The 16,738-nt window shown below is 45.1% G+C and carries 18 protein-coding genes; 13 read left to right on the top strand and 5 right to left on the bottom strand.

The genetic code is table 11. The features are described from left to right. Positions 1–189 precede the first annotated feature (189 nt). From MEALZ_RS12125 to MEALZ_RS12115, 3 genes are read left to right on the top strand one after another with little or no spacing between them, the layout of a single operon-like run. Entirely contained in the window at positions 190–606 is a 417-nt protein-coding gene (locus tag MEALZ_RS12125) for a hypothetical protein (RefSeq protein ID WP_014148934.1), read from the top strand. Positions 607–630: 24 nt separating this feature from the next. Continuing rightward, complete coding sequence (locus tag MEALZ_RS12120; protein WP_014148933.1) at positions 631–1,260, top strand: MarC family protein; 630 nt, start codon at positions 631–633, stop codon at positions 1,258–1,260. Beyond that, positions 1,261–1,551 carry a hypothetical protein gene (locus MEALZ_RS12115; RefSeq protein ID WP_046061136.1) on the top strand — a complete coding sequence of 97 codons (291 nt, stop codon included), beginning with the start codon at positions 1,261–1,263 and terminating at the stop codon, positions 1,549–1,551. Between the two features lie 292 nt (positions 1,552–1,843). On the opposite strand, the gene MEALZ_RS21035 is transcribed toward MEALZ_RS12115, so the two are convergent. Further along, the gene (locus MEALZ_RS21035) at positions 1,844–2,818 is read right to left on the bottom strand and encodes a D-Ala-D-Ala carboxypeptidase family metallohydrolase (protein WP_014148932.1); all 975 of its coding nucleotides are present in this window, start codon (positions 2,816–2,818) and stop codon (positions 1,844–1,846) included. 26 nt (positions 2,819–2,844) lie between these two features. After that, positions 2,845–4,500: a L,D-transpeptidase family protein gene (locus tag MEALZ_RS12105; protein WP_014148931.1), complete on the bottom strand. Its 1,656-nt coding sequence runs from the start codon at positions 4,498–4,500 to the stop codon at positions 2,845–2,847. Between the two features lie 894 nt (positions 4,501–5,394). Between MEALZ_RS12105 and MEALZ_RS12100 the strand changes: the two genes are divergently transcribed. After that, a complete protein-coding gene (locus tag MEALZ_RS12100; RefSeq protein ID WP_014148930.1) occupies positions 5,395–6,012 on the top strand; it encodes a FlgO family outer membrane protein in 618 nt (205 codons plus the stop codon). A 558-nt stretch (positions 6,013–6,570) separates the two neighbouring features. Here MEALZ_RS12100 and mtnC read toward each other — a convergent pair. The 3 genes from mtnC to MEALZ_RS12085 all read right to left on the bottom strand — a co-directional run bounded on the left by mtnC (position 6,571) and on the right by MEALZ_RS12085 (position 8,750). Next, complete coding sequence (gene mtnC, locus MEALZ_RS12095; protein WP_014148929.1) at positions 6,571–7,245, bottom strand: acireductone synthase; 675 nt, start codon at positions 7,243–7,245, stop codon at positions 6,571–6,573. Between the two features lie 327 nt (positions 7,246–7,572). Beyond that, positions 7,573–8,133, bottom strand: a complete 561-nt coding sequence (locus MEALZ_RS12090) for a 1,2-dihydroxy-3-keto-5-methylthiopentene dioxygenase (RefSeq protein ID WP_014148928.1) — start codon at positions 8,131–8,133, stop codon at positions 7,573–7,575. Then, the gene (locus tag MEALZ_RS12085; RefSeq protein WP_014148927.1) at positions 8,130–8,750 is read right to left on the bottom strand and encodes a methylthioribulose 1-phosphate dehydratase; all 621 of its coding nucleotides are present in this window, start codon (positions 8,748–8,750) and stop codon (positions 8,130–8,132) included. The genes MEALZ_RS12090 and MEALZ_RS12085 overlap by 4 nt, the downstream gene beginning before the upstream one ends. A 165-nt stretch (positions 8,751–8,915) precedes the next feature. On the opposite strand from MEALZ_RS12085, the gene MEALZ_RS12080 reads away from it, so the two are divergent. The 9 genes from MEALZ_RS12080 to MEALZ_RS12040 all read left to right on the top strand — a co-directional run bounded on the left by MEALZ_RS12080 (position 8,916) and on the right by MEALZ_RS12040 (position 16,634). Beyond that, the gene (locus MEALZ_RS12080; RefSeq protein WP_162472952.1) at positions 8,916–9,341 is read left to right on the top strand and encodes an LEA type 2 family protein; all 426 of its coding nucleotides are present in this window, start codon (positions 8,916–8,918) and stop codon (positions 9,339–9,341) included. Between the two features lie 134 nt (positions 9,342–9,475). Beyond that, the gene (locus MEALZ_RS12075; protein ID WP_014148925.1) at positions 9,476–11,131 is read left to right on the top strand and encodes an SPOR domain-containing protein; all 1,656 of its coding nucleotides are present in this window, start codon (positions 9,476–9,478) and stop codon (positions 11,129–11,131) included. Positions 11,132–11,602: 471 nt separating this feature from the next. Next, on the top strand, positions 11,603–12,343 hold the full coding sequence (locus MEALZ_RS12070; RefSeq protein ID WP_014148924.1) for a type IV pilus assembly protein FimV: 741 nt from the start codon (positions 11,603–11,605) through the stop codon (positions 12,341–12,343). After that, complete coding sequence (locus tag MEALZ_RS12065; protein ID WP_014148923.1) at positions 12,324–13,583, top strand: hypothetical protein; 1,260 nt, start codon at positions 12,324–12,326, stop codon at positions 13,581–13,583. The genes MEALZ_RS12070 and MEALZ_RS12065 overlap by 20 nt, the downstream gene beginning before the upstream one ends. Then, complete coding sequence (locus MEALZ_RS12060) at positions 13,570–14,106, top strand: GTP-binding protein (protein ID WP_014148922.1); 537 nt, start codon at positions 13,570–13,572, stop codon at positions 14,104–14,106. Before MEALZ_RS12065 ends, MEALZ_RS12060 begins: the two co-directional genes overlap by 14 nt. A 1-nt stretch (position 14,107) precedes the next feature. Next, entirely contained in the window at positions 14,108–14,752 is a 645-nt protein-coding gene (locus MEALZ_RS12055) for a hypothetical protein (protein WP_014148921.1), read from the top strand. A 256-nt stretch (positions 14,753–15,008) separates the two neighbouring features. Then, complete coding sequence (locus tag MEALZ_RS12050; RefSeq protein WP_014148920.1) at positions 15,009–15,371, top strand: roadblock/LC7 domain-containing protein; 363 nt, start codon at positions 15,009–15,011, stop codon at positions 15,369–15,371. 28 nt (positions 15,372–15,399) lie between these two features. Beyond that, positions 15,400–15,891 (top strand): PAS domain-containing protein, encoded by a 492-nt coding sequence (locus MEALZ_RS12045; protein ID WP_046061133.1) that lies wholly within the window; start codon positions 15,400–15,402, stop codon positions 15,889–15,891. Beyond that, positions 15,888–16,634: a phosphate/phosphite/phosphonate ABC transporter substrate-binding protein gene (locus MEALZ_RS12040; RefSeq protein ID WP_014148918.1), complete on the top strand. Its 747-nt coding sequence runs from the start codon at positions 15,888–15,890 to the stop codon at positions 16,632–16,634. The genes MEALZ_RS12045 and MEALZ_RS12040 overlap by 4 nt, the downstream gene beginning before the upstream one ends. Positions 16,635–16,738 lie beyond the last annotated feature (104 nt).

Here is a 16,738-nt window from a genome sequence, read left to right as displayed (position 1 = left end):
CGATTTTGGTCTTGCTTTCGCCGAAATATTGGCGTTATTAAGAGATTGGATTTTCTGGTTCCTACGGTCCTCCGTGGGAACCCATACCGGGGTTGCTGAGGCAAGATCGGTATGCATTCCCACGCTGGAGCGATGGGAACGAGGAAAAGGGGCATAGTTTCATTTTTTACCTTGATGCCATAAATTTAAATGATGACGACCCGTAAAAATTCTACAAAGATTGTTTTAACCGAATCAAGTCTTTTAGTGCCGCAAGTCAAAAGCACTCGGCTAACATTATTGGCGAAGCAGGAGTCGAAAACGCAGTGTTTCGAGAAATCGAGAGATTTAACCGATGAAAATGCAACGATTGAATTGGCTGAGGAAATTTCGGTTTTATTGAAAAATGCGGTGCTGACGATAAATCGCCGAATAGACGAAATCAAAAAACACTATTCGCCCGGTAAGCAAAATATGTTGTTTACGATTCGATACGGGGATCTTGAAAAGCTAAAGCAAAGACGCTTGAAAGAGATTTTCGAGTTGCTTGATATAGAGAAGCCGGCGAAATTCAATCTGATAGCCGAGTTGAATTATTTCGGGGTAAAAGTTAGTTATACCGACTAAAGTAAATCCTTCCCGGATAACATTATGATAGATACCGCAACGGTTGCTTTAGCCGCTTTATTTACGACGGTCGGGCCATTGGATGTGGCTGCCGTTTTTACCGCGATGACAGCTTCGGCTACGCCCAAGGAGCGACAGGTCTATGCGGTTCGCGGAGTCGCGATTGCGACCATGATTTTATTGGTCTTTGCGTTTGCCGGCGACTTTTTATTGAATAGTTTGGGCATTTCGCTGGCTGCCTTGAGAACCTCGGGCGGCATTTTATTATTTTTGATTGCTCTCGATATGGTTTTCGCGCGCTCTTCGGGAGCGCTTACGACAACGTCGGCGGAAACCGATGAAGCCCGTTTGAGGCATGATATTTCAATTTTTCCCTTGGCGACTCCGCTGATTGCCGGTCCCGGCGCTATGGGTGTGATTATTTTGCTAATGGCCGATTCTGCCGGCGATTTCTCCCGTCAATTGGTCGTTTTGTCGTCATTGTTCATTATCATGTTGCTGACGCTGTCGATCTTGTTAATGGCTAGTCAAATTCATCGATTCTTGGGTGTTACCGGCATCCAAGTCATTACCCGGATTTCGGGGATTCTACTCTCGGCATTGGCGGTTCAGTTTGTTTTCGACGGTATCGAACAGAGTGGTTTGGTGGGGTAGGTGAAAGAGGAAAGAGGAAAGGGGAAAGGGGAAAGGGGAAAGGGGAAAGGGGAAAGAGGAAAGAGGAAAGAGGAAAGAGGAAAGAGGAAAGAGGAAAGAGGAAAGAGGAAAGAGGAAAGAGGAAAGAGGAAAGAGGAAAGAGGAAAGAGGAAAGAGGAAAGAGGAAAGAGGAAAGAGGAAAGAGGAAAGAGGAAAGAGGAAAGAGGAAAGAGGAAAGAGGAAAGAGGAAAGAGGAAAGAGGAAAGAGGAAAGAGGAAAGAGGAAAGAGGAAAGAGGAAAGATGAAAGATGAAAGAGGAAAGAGGAAAGAGGAAAGAGGAAAGAGGAAAGAGGAAAGAGGAAAGAGGAAAGGGGAAAGGGGAAAGGGGAAAGGGGAAAGGGGGCTTGACAAATGGGTTAAATTCAGCATCATCTCACCGCTCACCGCTCACCGCTCACCGCTCACCGCTCACCGCTCACCGCTCACCGCTCACCGCTCACCGCTCACCGCTCACCGCTCACCGCTCACCGCTCACCGCTCACCGCTCACCGCTTCCTACATTTTTAACAAAATCCTTGTCGATCAGACTTTCCGGCCAATCGGTTTAATCATTCCAACGCGCTTTGTAACCGCGCTCGTCTATATGCACGAATGGGCCGTGGTGTGGCGTCTTTCGGTAACGCGCTAGGCCGCCGACGAATTTGTTGTATAGAGATTGACCTTCCATTTCCTCGATGATATCGATTAAAACCTTGGCGTCTTGATAGTCTCGTTTGCCGTCCTTGTTGAGATCGTCCATATAGCCGTCCTTGGGATTTACGTCGATGTAAATATCCGCGGCACCGCCATAGATGTGTTGGCTATAGGGGCCTTGTCCGAGCGATTTGTTATACCAGGGCGTTCGATAACCGCTCATGATATGCAGCGAATCGACCGGAAAATGCTTGCTGTACAGCGTTTCAATAATGTGTTCGAGCTTGAGCAGCAATCGTTCGCGCAGCACCAGATATTTCGGAAAGCCGCCTTTTTGATGGGAAAGGAAGTCGCCGATCGTAAAATGCGGCGATACCTTAGTATCTTGATTGGCTTCGGTGACTTCGATAAAACCTTTCGGCGTTTCGTAGGTTGTCATGTTTTTAAACGGTAGGCGGGGATAGCTTCCGATTTGATACCCGTTCAACATGCCATTTTTCACGTTGCTAGCCGGTACCATGACAAAAACGTTCAGCTCTGTGGTTTCCTTGCTAATGGGATGAATCAAACGTAAAACGGTCAAACCAGGCTTATTGGGTGCTTGCCATTGCCATTGTTGCTGGGCAAGTTGCCGTGTTTTGCCTTGTTCGGCTTGAAGCTTTACAGGGACAGAGGGTTTGTTTGTTTTGACTTGAAGAATAAATCGCTCATTAGGTAATAAAGAGATGCCAAGAGTATTAAAGGGAATGGTTTCGTCCTTATTGCTATGTTTCGAAAAAGAATGAATCGTGACTGAAAAACTGTTTCGTTCGCTGCGATGATGTCCTGCCTGTGATAGGTTGGAGTAAGTCAATAATACGATTATCAAGAATGCGCTTAATTTCATCAATGCTTTTGGGAGGTGGTTGGGAGCTAAAAGGATTTTTGTAATTTTTGGATGAGTTCGTCGTCACGGTTGTATATGTCTCTGCGAAATTGAACGACACCTTCCAAATCAACCCAAGCAGTCCAATACAAGATATGCACGGGAATCGGGTTAAGCAGCGTGACGGTTTTTTGATCGCTTTGGTCGAAAGCCTCTCGAATGGCGTCCGGCGTCATGCGGGAATTGTTTTCAAGCACTAAGTTTGCCAGCGCGAAAGGTTTGCCGACACGAATACAGCCGGAACTGAATGTACGATCGACCCGATTAAATAAACTTGGTTCCGATGTGTCGTGTAAATAAACGTTGTGCGGATTGGGAAACATGAATTTAACCTTACCCATGGCATTTTTGGGGCCGGGTTTTTGGACCAGGCGAAAGGGAAAGTTATTCGGGTTTACTTGCCGCCAATTGACCGATAATGGATTTATTTCTGTTCTATTGGCCCCCCAGCCACGGTAAAGCTTCATGTGATTTCGTTCGATGTAATAGGGGTCTCTGGCCAAAATAGGCAATTTGTCTTTGACGGCGATACTGTTCGGTACGTACCAAGAAGGGTTGATGACCAAATAAGTCATCGAGCCGGTAAATATCGGAGTTTCTCGGTATGTTTTACCGACTATGACCGGCATGTGCAGCAAGACTTCGCCGTTTCCGACAAAATCAAGTGCGAAGCCTGCAATATTGACCATGATATGGCGCGCGCCAAGATCCTCAGGAAGCCAGCGCCATCGTTCGAGATTGGCGCGAATTTGTGCGATTCGATGATCGACACTGACATTGAGAGCCTCAAGCGTGGCTCTTCCGACAATGCTGTCGGTTTCTAAGCCGTGGCGTTTTTGAAAATATTTAACTGCTTGTTGGAGTGATTGGTCGAATTCTATGTTGTCAAGAGCAACATCGTTAGCTAAATCGCCCGAGGCGACCAGTCTTTTTCTGAGTTCGATGATGCGAGGATTTTTCTCGTTAGGGCGAAGGCTAGGTCCTTCCGTAACCGAAGGCCAGCCGCCACGATCCTTGATCGCACGATAATCGGCCAATGCTCGTACCAAAGAGCGGTAGCCCGGTTGTTTCGGCATTAACTCATTGAGGCTTTGCTCAATCGAATTGGTGTCGATCGCATCGGACAATATTTTGACCATATCGGTTGCACGTCGACCGGTATCCCATTTCGATTGGAGCTTTTGAGGGTTGACTTGTCCTTGTAATAAGTGGGTTCCGTATGTCAGAAAGGCATCGCTTAATAATAAGTCTAAATCGACCGAGAGTATCAAGATTTCGGATTCATTCAGTGGAGCTTTTAATCTTTCCAGGCGTTCATTAATTGCCGTGACATGGTAATTGCTTTTGTTGAGACCATGCTGATCCGCGCTATTCAGTATTTGCATCAGTTGATAAGCTTGCGGAGTCGGTTGACCGTTGGCAAGCCAAGCTTTAGAAAACTGCCTGTCAGAGTAAAAGCTGATAAGGCCCTTTTGCGAGTTTAAAGGTTGGTTATCGATTGAAAGATCAAGAATCTCAGCCGCGGATTCAATTCGCTCGCGTATCGATTCTTCAACGCTTAGATGCTCGGCAGTCGACATTTTCGGCAAGAATAAAGCGATTATCGTTACTGCAATTAAAAATTTATGTAAGGGTTGTTTCATTGGCTTCGGATCGGATGGCGTTGGCTTAATAGAGTCTTTAGGATAACCTTGTCACGGTTTCGGCAATTATAAAAGAGTAGTATTTTTTGAAACAGTTCTACCTGGTTTATAATTGCTTGAAAGTATTGTGCCTTAAAGTTGTCATTATCAACTAAATTATTGCATTAATTATGCTATTAGACTTCAAGTACCGACATTAGCGCATCAATGCGTTGGGGTGATTGGCGGGATTGATTTTTCGAATAGACTATTAAACTATTTCTCGAGGGTGTGACGTGTAGTTATGATTGCTAAGGATTTTGTTTTTTACTCCCTTTATACTCAAAAAAATAGCTATACCGTTCGCACTTCAAATTTCGGCAGTGCCTGAGGAGGCGCCAGGGTGTGCGCGGCATGGAGCTGGTATAGAGCCTACAGGGATGTATTTACCCAGCACCTAAATTCCATAGTCTATTGGTTATGTTAACTATCTGGGATAATTCATCCAGCACCTAAATAAGCCATGATTTTGAATTATTGCCAAAGACCTATGGAATTTAGGTGCTGGGTTCACGGAGGTCCTCGATAGACACATCCCATACCTTTTATTCTTAGACGGTTTTTCGATTAAAAGGGAGTAGCCTGGTAAAATCATAGCATGGCCGTTTCCAGGTTTTATCATTTCGGCGGTGAAAATGTATTCGGACCTTTTCCTCCAAGAAGTTAAAAAATGATGAGAGGCCTGAATAACTATAGGCAGTCGCAAGCGAGGCACTCTGCCATTGCGCAAAAATACAGAATAGAAGTCCGTAATTGAGATTGTCCTATAATGGGCTATTTTGACGATTAACGCATTGACAAGTATTGATCGCTGTCCGGATTTTATGGTTTGCATATTTAAAAAGGAGAATCCTAATGTTCAAAAAGCAGGCAATTGTTTTGCTGATTTCGGCTGTAACCGCACTGAGCGGGTGTAATCGGGTTTATTATGCCCAGGATGTCGACGATGATGACTTGGTGGAAGTCAGCTACGATGCGGTGGATGAGTTATTGAAACATCTTAGACAGCCATTGCCTAGAGGAAGCTTGGTTGTCGTTAACTCGTTAGTCAATGTAGACGATATGAGTCAATCGTTTTCGTTCGGTCGAATCGTTTCCGATCAAATTGCATCGGCATTTCATCGTTCAGGTTATCGTGTCATGGGCATGGAGTTACCGACCGAAATTTTCGTCAAAAATGACACCGGTATTTTGCAGTTGTCCGATGAAACTAAAGCCGGATTGGCCGAAATTGGCGCGCAAGCTTTGTTAGTAGGCACTTTTGCGCCGGGTAAGAAAAATGCTTATGTGTCGCTAAGAGTTGTCGATATCGATAGCGGATATTTTGTAGCGACTACCGATTATTCAATTGCGATGGGGCCCGATGCTAAAAACTTACTGAAACCTAAGCCGGTAGAAGAGGATCCAAAGGAGGAAGAAGAGCCTATGCCGATGGTTGATGAATCGATGGACGATTTCGATTTGTTTGAATGAGCCTTGGTGGCAAGCATTTTGATACCCTATCTGCATTCACCGTCATCCTTAGCGTTCGAGTTGCCGTCAAACCCCAGAGGCGCCGAAGCGTCATTCCGTCAGGGATTCACTCCGGGCTATCCTGCCCGGAGCCCTTCGGGTAAATGCAAATCCGTTCCATACGGATTTGTCACTCCGGGCTATCTTGCCCGGAGCCCTTCGGGTAAATGCAAATCCGTTCCATACGGATTTGTCACTCCGGGCTATCCTGCCCGGAGCCCTTCGGGTAAATGCAAATCCGTTCCATACGAATTTGTGGCGGAATCCAGTGCGATGAATGATAATCCTATAAAAAGCATTTCACCGTGAAGAATAGGAAGTTAATTCAATAAGTTATTACACGTTTGTAGAAAATTTTCGCTCACCCAAAAGGTTAACGAGAATGCTTAGGTGATTTCTTAAAATCCTTCATGAACTTCATGTGCTTCATGGTTAAACTGCCGAATTTAGGATAATGCGTAGCTTCACCTCCGTACAAACCAGTATATCGGCAATCAATGCCGATATGATGCTGACTAGCTACAATTTGATATCAAAAAAATTAGATACGGTGTCGTGATCGTTTGGGGAATCGACTTTTCCTTCCCTGACTAATCGGCATGTTTTGAATCCTGCTTTTAAAGCGGCATCAAGCTCCTCGGTAATATCGGACAAAAATAAAATATTTTCCGGTTCGGTTTCGATTTGTTCGGCGATTGCCGAATAAGAGGCAGTCTCTTTTTTACCGCCGATGTGCGTATCGAAATAGCCGGAAAATAGCGTGGTTAAGTCACCGAATTCGGTATGCTTGAATAGAAGTTTTTGCGCATAGACCGAGCCCGATGAATACACATAAAGTTTGATGCCCTGATTGTGCCATTCCTGCATGGCTTGAGCAGCATCGGCATAGATATGTCCCTTGAAATCGCCTTGACGATAACCGTTTTCCCAAATCAATCCTTGTAAAGATTTTAATGGGGTTACTTTTTGATCTTGATCGATCCATTGGATCATTTGTTCGATTAATGCTTCGGTATTCGTCGGGTCGTCGGTTAACTTTGCGGCATCCTGCAATAATTCGCTAACTTCCGGTTCGTGGCTATGATTGCGAATGAATTCGGCAATATGGACTCTGGCATAAGGAAATAATACTTCCTTCACAAAGGATAAAGATGAGGTTGTACCTTCAATATCGGTGACGATGGTTGTGATCATAAGTGTCGAATGTTTGATCTACTATGGGTATAAAAGGTAGAAATTAGGTAAACCTATGTTATTTCGTACTCATTCCTAAGGGAAAAAGAATAGTAATTATTCAGCATAAGTCATGTATGAGAAGGTGTCAGGTGTTGATTTATAAGGCTGTCTGCAACAGGATGTTGCAGTCAGAGCTTACAGGGATGTATTCACCCAGCACCTAAATACCATAATCCATTTGCTATGATAAACAATTTTGGATTATTTAGGTGCTGGGTTCACGCGTCCTTAGAAATTAATGCCTGACACCAACCTACCGCATGCGCTGAATAGTTACAAAGAATATTACTCTATTTGTTGAACATAGTCGTCGAAACTGGGAAATTGTTCGGAAATGTTGCTGCCGGTGAAATTCGCGACCCAGCCGTCCGGTGTCGTGAACAGGCGAATACATCGGAAATTCGGATTTTTGCCCATGTCGAACCAATGTTTGGCCCCTGCTGGAACACTGATTAAATCGCCTTGCTCGCATAAAATGCAATACACCTTGTCGTCGACATGTAAGGAAAATAACCCTCTGCCCTCGATGAAAAAACGAACTTCGAAATCGTCATGTATGTGTTCGGATAAAAACTTTTGTCGTAATGCCGCTTTTTCGGGGTGATTCGGGCTCATCCCGATAACATCGACGGATTGAAAACCGTATTCTTTTTGTAAGCGGTCAATCGGTTGCCGGTAGGCTTGTAATATAGCATCCTGATCGGCATCGTCCGGAAGCGCGAAGCCGGCGCTCCAACGTTCGAAACGGACATTCAGCGGTTCCAGTTGTGCTTGTATATCGCTGAAATCAAGATAAGTATTGCCGTTATTCGGGGCGTTATCGGGGTATACAGTCAAGGCGCTCATCGGTTTAAGGCTCCGTACAGTCGTATTTCACAGTCAAATAAAAACTCCAACGCTTCAACATGCCTTAGCGCATCTTCGACACTCCGGCCCCATGTGTAATAGCCGTGTCCCGAGATAATATAAGCATAAGTTGATTCGCGTCGATCCATATAAGCATCGATCGTTGCTGAAAGTCTATGCATATTTTGGTCATTCGCGAAAATGGGAATGCTGATGCGTGTTTCATGTGTATCGATATCGGGTAACGCTTTCAAAAGTTCATAATCATCGAGTACCAGCTCGGTTTTAAATAGCTTGGATATGAGCGTGGCATTTAACGAATGTGGGTGTAAAACGGCTTGAACCTCCGGGAATCTTTGATATAGCGCTGTATGCAATAGTGTTTCGGCCGACGGTTTTTTACCGTCAAGGGACGTGCCGTCAGGAGCTATCAGCATGATGTCTTCTGCGCTAAGTCGACCTTTATGTTTGCCTGAAACGGTAATGGCTACATTGCCATTGGATAAGCGTACGGAAAAATTACCGCTAGTTGCCGGTACCCAGCCTTTGCTGTCGATAAAGCGTCCGGCTTCGATTAATTGTACGGCTTTTTCAGAAAATTCGTCGTCGAGTGTCATGCTAATAGTTTATGGATCCGAGTCAGAACCTATTTTACCGATAATCGAATCCGGATGCTCAAACGATTATATCTAAACGCTATTGCATTAGTGATAGATGAGGTAGGATTAGTCCTTTTTTTCACAGTAGGTTTTCAATCGGTGAAATGGATTCAGATTTTAGCGATGCTTATTGTTGTCTCGCTGCTTAATGCATGCACATGGATGTATGCCGATTTCAAAGCGCCAAAGGTTAAATTATTGGCTATTGAGCCTTCACAATTCGGCTTATTCGAACAACGTTTTAATATACGTTTGCGCCTGCAAAATAGGAATGATTCCGAATTGGCGATAAGAGACATGGTCTATGCGCTGAAACTTAATGGTGTCGATTTTGCTCAAGGCATGAGCGATCAGGAAATTACGATTCCCGAAGATGGCGAATATGTTGTCGAATTGCCTGTGAACGTCAAATTAAAGACGCTTTTACGTCAATTGACTCGACGTGATAGCGCGTCCATTCGCTACCAATTGACCGGGCATCTAGGTTTAATGCGCAGTCTGATAACACTTCCATTCGATTATGAAGGCGAGGTTGATTTGGAGTTTTGATGGGCATGCGGCATCAGCGATGAATGGATTATAGTCGAATAGCATGAATTATCGTAAGCGGCAAACACACAAAAGCTGTGTAAAACACTATAATAAATATTATTCAACTATTTTAATAAAGAGACCGCTCGACCATGGCCGACTCAGAAGATAAAAAAAAGTCAGAATCGTCTAAAAATTTTGCCGATGATTTAGATTCAATGCTCGATGATGCGGCTTCGTCAATCGATAACGATGAGTTAATGAATGATGATGACGCTATCGACAAATTACTGATGGATAGCGCTTTTGATGAGCAAGATTTGTCCGATGACGAAGACGAATTCGGAGAGTTATTTGCCGATGATTCAACAGTCGGAGATCAACTGACCGATGATTTAGATGCTAATACTGATCTCTCAGGGGTTGAAGCCGATTCAGCTCAAGACCAGGAGCCGGGCGATTCTTCTGAAGATTCGGCAATGGCCGAAATCGATGAGTTTTCAGATATAGGTTTCGACGAGTTTGCAGAAACCGAGCCGGAACCGGTCCCTGTTTCTTCACCGCCGGAAGGAGAGGCGGAAACGGATTTCGATAGCGATGACTTTACGTTAGCGGAATTCGATATTTCCGATCCGGAAGATCAAATCGACGAATTTGCAACGACTCAGGACGAAAATATAGCATTTGAGGAAGAGGAAGAAAGTCCTGATGCAATGAAAGACCCAGAAGATCTAGAGCAAGAACCGGATCTGGCGGATCCGGACTTTGCGGTCTATGACGATGCTTCGGAGCTTCCTGAAGCGGTGACGGCGGAAGAGCCCCATAAAACAGTCGCCGACGATGTTATTACGACACAAATCAGTCAATTATTTAGTGAACAGGAAATTTTAAAGCAACAATTGACCACAATGAGCGCTTCGACGAGCCAAGAGCAGACCGAAGAAATCGATCGTTTGTCTAAGGCGCAAAACCAATTAAAAAAACAACTCGACAAAGGCGCTAACATACCGACGATTACTTATGTGGCCATAGCCATTGCTGTTGTGGCTTTATTAACAGCCGGCGTGTTCGCCTATTTGGTTTTGCAAAGCGATAATGAAATCGAGTCTTTGACTGAATTAATCGGTACGTTGGAAGAAAATCAAACCGAATTGAATGCTTTGTTGATCAAAAATAATTTGCCGGAAGCCGCTCAAACAAGCCCTGCGCCAATGGCTTTTCAAGATGAATCTATAGAAGGCAATAAGACTGAGGTTATTCCGTTAACACCGTTATCACTAAAACTTACCGAAACGGAAGCGAATGGAACAGTTTCTTCTGAAGCGCAATTAACTCAAGCGACAAGCACAACCGAGGCAACACCGACCGATACTGAAAAGAAAATCGAGCAAGAGGAGGGTTCGCCGCCGGTATCCGATGTTAATGACGAGACAGGTCAAGTAGCGGCATTGGAAGCTAGAATCAAAGAATTGGAAAAGAAGCTTGCTAAGGCGACCGCTCCGCCAGTCAAAAAAGCGGCAAGCAAAACGTCAGCGCCGGTCAAACGAAGTCCGCCAAAACCCAAGGCATCGCAGGCCAGTTGGTCGGTGAATCTGATTTCGTTTAAGCAAGACTGGTACGCCAATAGAAAAGCCGCTGAATTCTCAAGACAGGGTGTCCCGGCAAAGGTTATTCCGGTGCAAGTCAAAGGTCAAACTTGGTATAGGTTATCGGTTTCCGGATTTAAGAGCCGGGATGAGGCATCCGCTTATGCAGCCAGAGTAAAAGGAACGCATAATCTCGATTCGGTATGGATTGGAAAAGATTGATTCTTGAGCGTTGCTTTGTTAAGAATCGTCTTGGTGCCCCATGAAGCTATATATCCGTGGCTTGAAGGCGGAATCTGATTGCCATGGAAGGCGTGAATGCAGATTTTGCAGGAGCAAAAATCTGCAAATGCCATGGAAGGCGTGAATGCAGATTTTGCAGGAGCAAAAATCTGCAAACGCCATGGAAGGCGTGAATGCAGATTTTGCAGGAGCAAAAATCTGCCCTGCCGCCGACACCTGCCAATCGAGCCCCCGAACCTGCTTACCTTGAATTAAAATAGGAAAGTTATTGATCCTTAGGTGCGGCTTCACGGCGCCCTTTGACGGCCTCCCGGTGCCGAATTTTCATCTACGATGAGTATAATTAGCCTGTAGTTACGGCAGGATTACTACAAATGTGATCGTGACTTCAGAAATCAAGTTTAATTTTCGCTATTATTTTGTGGAAATTATTGATATCAAGATACGATCATGAAGAGTCGACTCATTATTTATGAGCATGAATCAAGCTTAACCGCTACTAAGAACGACCGGTTCCGCATTATATTGGGGTTACCGGAGCGCATATTCGACTATATCGCACAAGACATAGATGCATTGGCTGAATTTCTAGCCCATGAAATAGTTCGGAAACCTCAAAACCTCAGCAATCATATTCGGCGTATTTATCTTTGCTATGGCAAGGATTGGCAAGAAGCTCTGTTTGCGGCGTTAGTCGATTTTTTGATTGTATTGGATGGTCGGGGAGCGGTCATTGCTCGGCGAATGATTCTAGGTTCACGGTCGAAATTGACTTCGTCTCAGAGAGATATTCTCATGGTTGCGATCAACGAAGATAATGAATTCATTGCAAAATTACCGGGCAATCGTTTTAGCCTTTTAACCGAAGGGGCACTGGGCGGCACTCAAGTGATAGAAAAAATGAGTTCATCGAATAGCGGCAATCGAGATCCTTTACAGTTAGCTCAAGACGCCGTCGAATATAGTCAACTAAGCGAGGCGATGGCAATATTGGAACAAGCACTGACAGAACAGCCCGAACGTATTGATTTACAAGATGCCTTATTGGAATTATACCGCTCTACCCATGATCGTTCCCGGTTTGCGCGCGCTTTTGCCGCGTTGCGACAACAAAATGCCAATGTGCCTGCTGCGTGGATCGCATTAAATGATTATTTCAAAGAGCTCAGCGATGCAAAAGAAATCAACTAAAGAAACGCTAAAAGTCGTGCTTTCCGGGATGGATGAGCGAACGCGAAAAACGCTCACTTTATATCTCCAAGGTCCGTGTAAGGCTGCCGGTGTTACGATAGTCGATTTTCTAGAGGCAGACCTGGAAATTATCGATGCGGATTTGCGAGAAGGTCGGTCATTATTGGATAAACGGTTTAGCGAGACTTTGCATCGGCCTCTGATCGTTTTGTCATTACAAGAAATAAGTCGCGAAGGGGTTTTCTATATTAAAAAACCGGTACAAGTCGAGTCGGTGTTGGCTGCGCTCGATAAGGTTAGAACTCAGCTTCGGCAATTACAACAGAATCATTCAATTGCTTCGGCTAAATCCGCTCTTCTTAAAGAGAAAGAGCCGTCGAGCAACTCTCCCACATCTTCTATCACTAAACCACAGATATCGGAGCCGGCTAAGAAACGGCTTGATGTCGATGCAAGCGAGCGTAATAAATCGGCTAAACATCAAACCGCGATGCAATTAAGCGATAAAGGGTTTTCAGTGTTATCGGCGGGGCTTGAGCCATTGGATATCAATAATATCGAGCAACTGAAGCGCGCGGCTTATAATCCGAAAGAATATTTTCAAGGCTTCGTGCAATCGGCTATCAAAGTAGCAAAGGATAGGGATCAGGTGTTGCAACTGCACACCGGATGGAAGCTAATGTTGATACTACCTCGTAGCAACGAAATATGGTTGGATGCTGACGATAAACAATTACGCGCTTTTTCCGGTTTGGCGATCAACAAAAATAGCTCTAAAAAAATGTCGATTAGTTGGCCGGACCCCAAGTTAATCCTTAACGGTGCCTTGGATAAGTTTCAAAGTATGGAGGCGATTGTATGGAAACTTGCCTGCTGGACTTCTAAAGGGCGATACCCAAAACATATCGATATCGAACGCCCGGTGTATTTAAGACGATGGCCCAATTTAACCCGCTTAGTTGTCACGCCGCATGCGCTTCGAATTGCCGCATTGTTGATCGATAAACCGGTCGCTCCGATAAAAATTGCCGGGTTACTCCATATAAAACCCGAATATGTCTTTGTCTTCATTAGCGCGGCAAGTGCGTTAGGACTGCTCAAACAAAGCGATAGGAATGCAGATAGCGTCATTCAGCCGCCCGAGCTAAAGCCTAACCGCAACAAGAGCTTGCTGAGCCGCATCATCGATAAACTTAGAGTCAATAAGCCCAATGGACTAGACAGTAATGAGCCAATATAAAATTATTTTTACCGGGCCGGTCGGTGCGGGAAAAACCACTGCGATCCAATCGATTAGTGATATTGCACCGATTAAAACCGACGCAGCAGCCAGCGATATGACCAAAAGCCGAAAAGCAGCGACAACCGTTGCGATGGATTATGGCGTAATGAATTTGGCCGGCGGAGAAAAATTACATCTGTATGGCACGCCGGGGCAAGAGCGTTTTGATTTCATGTGGGATATTTTGACATCGGGCGGTATCGGCTTGATATTGCTATTGGATAATACGCGCACCGATCCTTTTCAGGACATGAGGTTTTTTTTGGAGGCATTTTCCGACTTTATCGAGAAAACGCAAGTCGCGATTGGCGTGACACAAATGGATTTAAGTAGCCGTCCGGTAATCAATGATTATCATAAAAAACTTAAAGAAATGGACATGAATATTCCGGTTTTTACTGTCGATGCCCGAGTAAAAAACGATGTTTCATTATTGATACAGGCACTGCTGTATTCGTTGGATCCTGGCTTGGAGGCTTGACATGGCCGATTATAAACTGTCGGAAGGCTTATTTTTGTTGCCGACGCCGGCGGGCGCATATTATGCGGTTGCTTCGCGGGAACAAGACAAAGCCCGGCAATTTTTAAGAAGTTTATTTCGGCAACAAAGAACCCCAGCGCTGACAGAAGATAGCTTGCTTACGTTAATGGAAAACGACGAATCGCACATCTGTTTCGAACGATTGCATCATTGTCAGAGGCTTGGATTGGTGCAAGGCCTCGAAGAAGCTATTGAGGCTCCGTCCGGTGCATTCGAACAAATTTTGCCGAACATGCTGGGGAGCCTTACTGAAAGCGGCAAGGTGTTATTGGCCGATCATCAAGGTTTTTATTTGGTTTGTCATGGTTTCGCGCATGAAACGGCCGAAGAATTGTCGGCTCTCGGTGCTGAAATTGCCTCGATACATGAGCGGCGCTCCGGATTGCTATTCAATAATATGGGCTTGAATAGTCATGCGTGGGCCGTTGTCGATGCTGCAGGCAATAGCCAGGTCGGCTTTTGGCCCTTATTTATAGGCGAAACTCGCTTTATCGTTGCAATCAGCGGCATGCCTCATTTTAATCGGCCCGAATTCGTCGAGCTGGTTTGGGCCTTATTCAGTCGTTATGCGGCTAACCGAAAATAAAACTACTACTCGATTCCAGCGTTAGCGACAAAAAGCATCGTTGGAGGATGAAATTATCGTAACTATTCAGCGCATGCGGTAGGTTGGTGTCAGGCATTGATTTCTAAGGACGCGTGAATACATCCCTGTAAGCTCTGACTGCAACGTCCTGTTGCAGACAGCCTTATAAATCAATGCCTGACACCTTCTCATACATGACTTATGCTGAATAATTACAAATTATCAATCGTTTTTATGATTATCTAAGGAGACTGCTATGCGAGCAGATATGTTGACTTCCGTGTTAACTGAGTTAAATGGAACATCAGCCGATATCGAAGCATCCGGTGTAATATCTACCGATGGTTTGATGATGGCTTGCGTATTGCCGGCCGGAATGGATGAAGACCGGGTCGGCGCAATGAGTGCGGCAATGCTTTCATTAGGCGACAGAACAGCCCAAGAACTGGGGCGGGGCACTCTCGAGCAAGTATTGATCAAGGGCGACAGAGGCTATGTGTTGATGACTTATGCGGGCGAAGAGGCGGTGTTGACCGTACTGGCAAAGCCCAATGCCAAGCTAGGGTTGATTTTTCTCGATGTCAAACGAGCCGCTCAACATATCTCCGAAATGCTTTAGACCGCCAAGCAACGATTAGGTGACCGATATGATACACGATATGCAACCCGAGTTTATCAAGGGCGAATACCAGGAAATGATGCTTGAGCTTTACGGCGGTATTCGTCGCAGAGTGTTATATACCGAATCGGAAATACCCTACCCGGATGGCAAGTTAATCGTTTCGACAACCGACCCGGAAGGCATAATCACGCATGTTAATCAATCGTTCGTCGATATGTCGGGCTATACCGAGGCAGAATTAATTGGCGCGCCGCATTCCATACTGAGGCATCCCGACATGCCTTCGGCGGCCTTCAAGGATCTTTGGGATACCGTCAATCGCGGCGAAAAATGGCAGGGTTTTGTTAAGAATCTGCGTAAAGACGGCGGCTATTATTGGGTAAAGGCCACCGTGATCCCGAATGTTCGGCAAGGTAAGGTCGTCGGTTATACTTCGGTTAGAAGAAAACCTTCCCGAACCAAGGTGGAAGAAAGCATTAAACTCTATTCTGCCATGATACAACAGGAGCGCGCATGACTTTCAAATTCACTGTCAGTCCGGATTTTACACCGGATCATCTATCCGGTTGGTATATCTTCAACACTTGGTTGCAAAGGCAAACCGATTCGGCGATACATCTGGAAATGTATGACGACTTTCAATTGCAGCGAGAGGCGATTGCACATGATCAAATCGATTTGATTTACGCCAATCCATTCGATGCAGCCATGCTGGTACGAGAAAAAGGATTTATGCCCTTAGTGAAACCGCAAGGCGAATCCGATGAAGCGATCATTGCCGTCAATGCCGACAGCGCAATTCAATGTGTGACCGATTTAAAGCCCGGTACAAGAGTTTCTTATACCGACGATCCGGATGTGCGTTTAATGGGCATGATCATGCTCGAACCGGGCGATCTGGATGTCGGCAACATACAAGGCGTACCTTGCGATACATATATTTTAGTTGCGAAACATTTGCTGCAAGGCGATGCCGATGTCGGAATTTTCTTGGCCGAAGCTTACGACGATTTATCCGAAATGATCAAAAAACGTTTGCGAATTCTAGTGCGAAGCCAAATCGGCGTGATTCACCACTCCTTGATGATAGGCCCAAAACTCAAAGACAAAAAAGAATTATTCGAAAAGTGTTTGTTAAAAATGGTCGAGGAAACAAAAGGGGCTGGCGTATTGGAAAGCCTGGGTTTTAAAGGGTGGGAAAAAGTCGATGAGGAAGAAATGGAATTCATGATCGATTTGATGGATACGCTGAATGTTTAATCTGAAATTTCGTGAAGCGCAGATACGATATTACTCCCTTTTGATCGAAAAACCGTCTAAGGATTTCATAATATACCCATCGCAGATCAAAATTCGGCACCGGG

Origin of the sequence: Methylotuvimicrobium alcaliphilum 20Z, from assembly GCF_000968535.2 — a bacterium.
GTDB lineage: Bacteria > Pseudomonadota > Gammaproteobacteria > Methylococcales > Methylomonadaceae > Methylotuvimicrobium > Methylotuvimicrobium alcaliphilum.
Note: the sequence above shows the minus strand (reverse complement) of the source record. Positions and strands in the feature narration are given on the sequence as shown.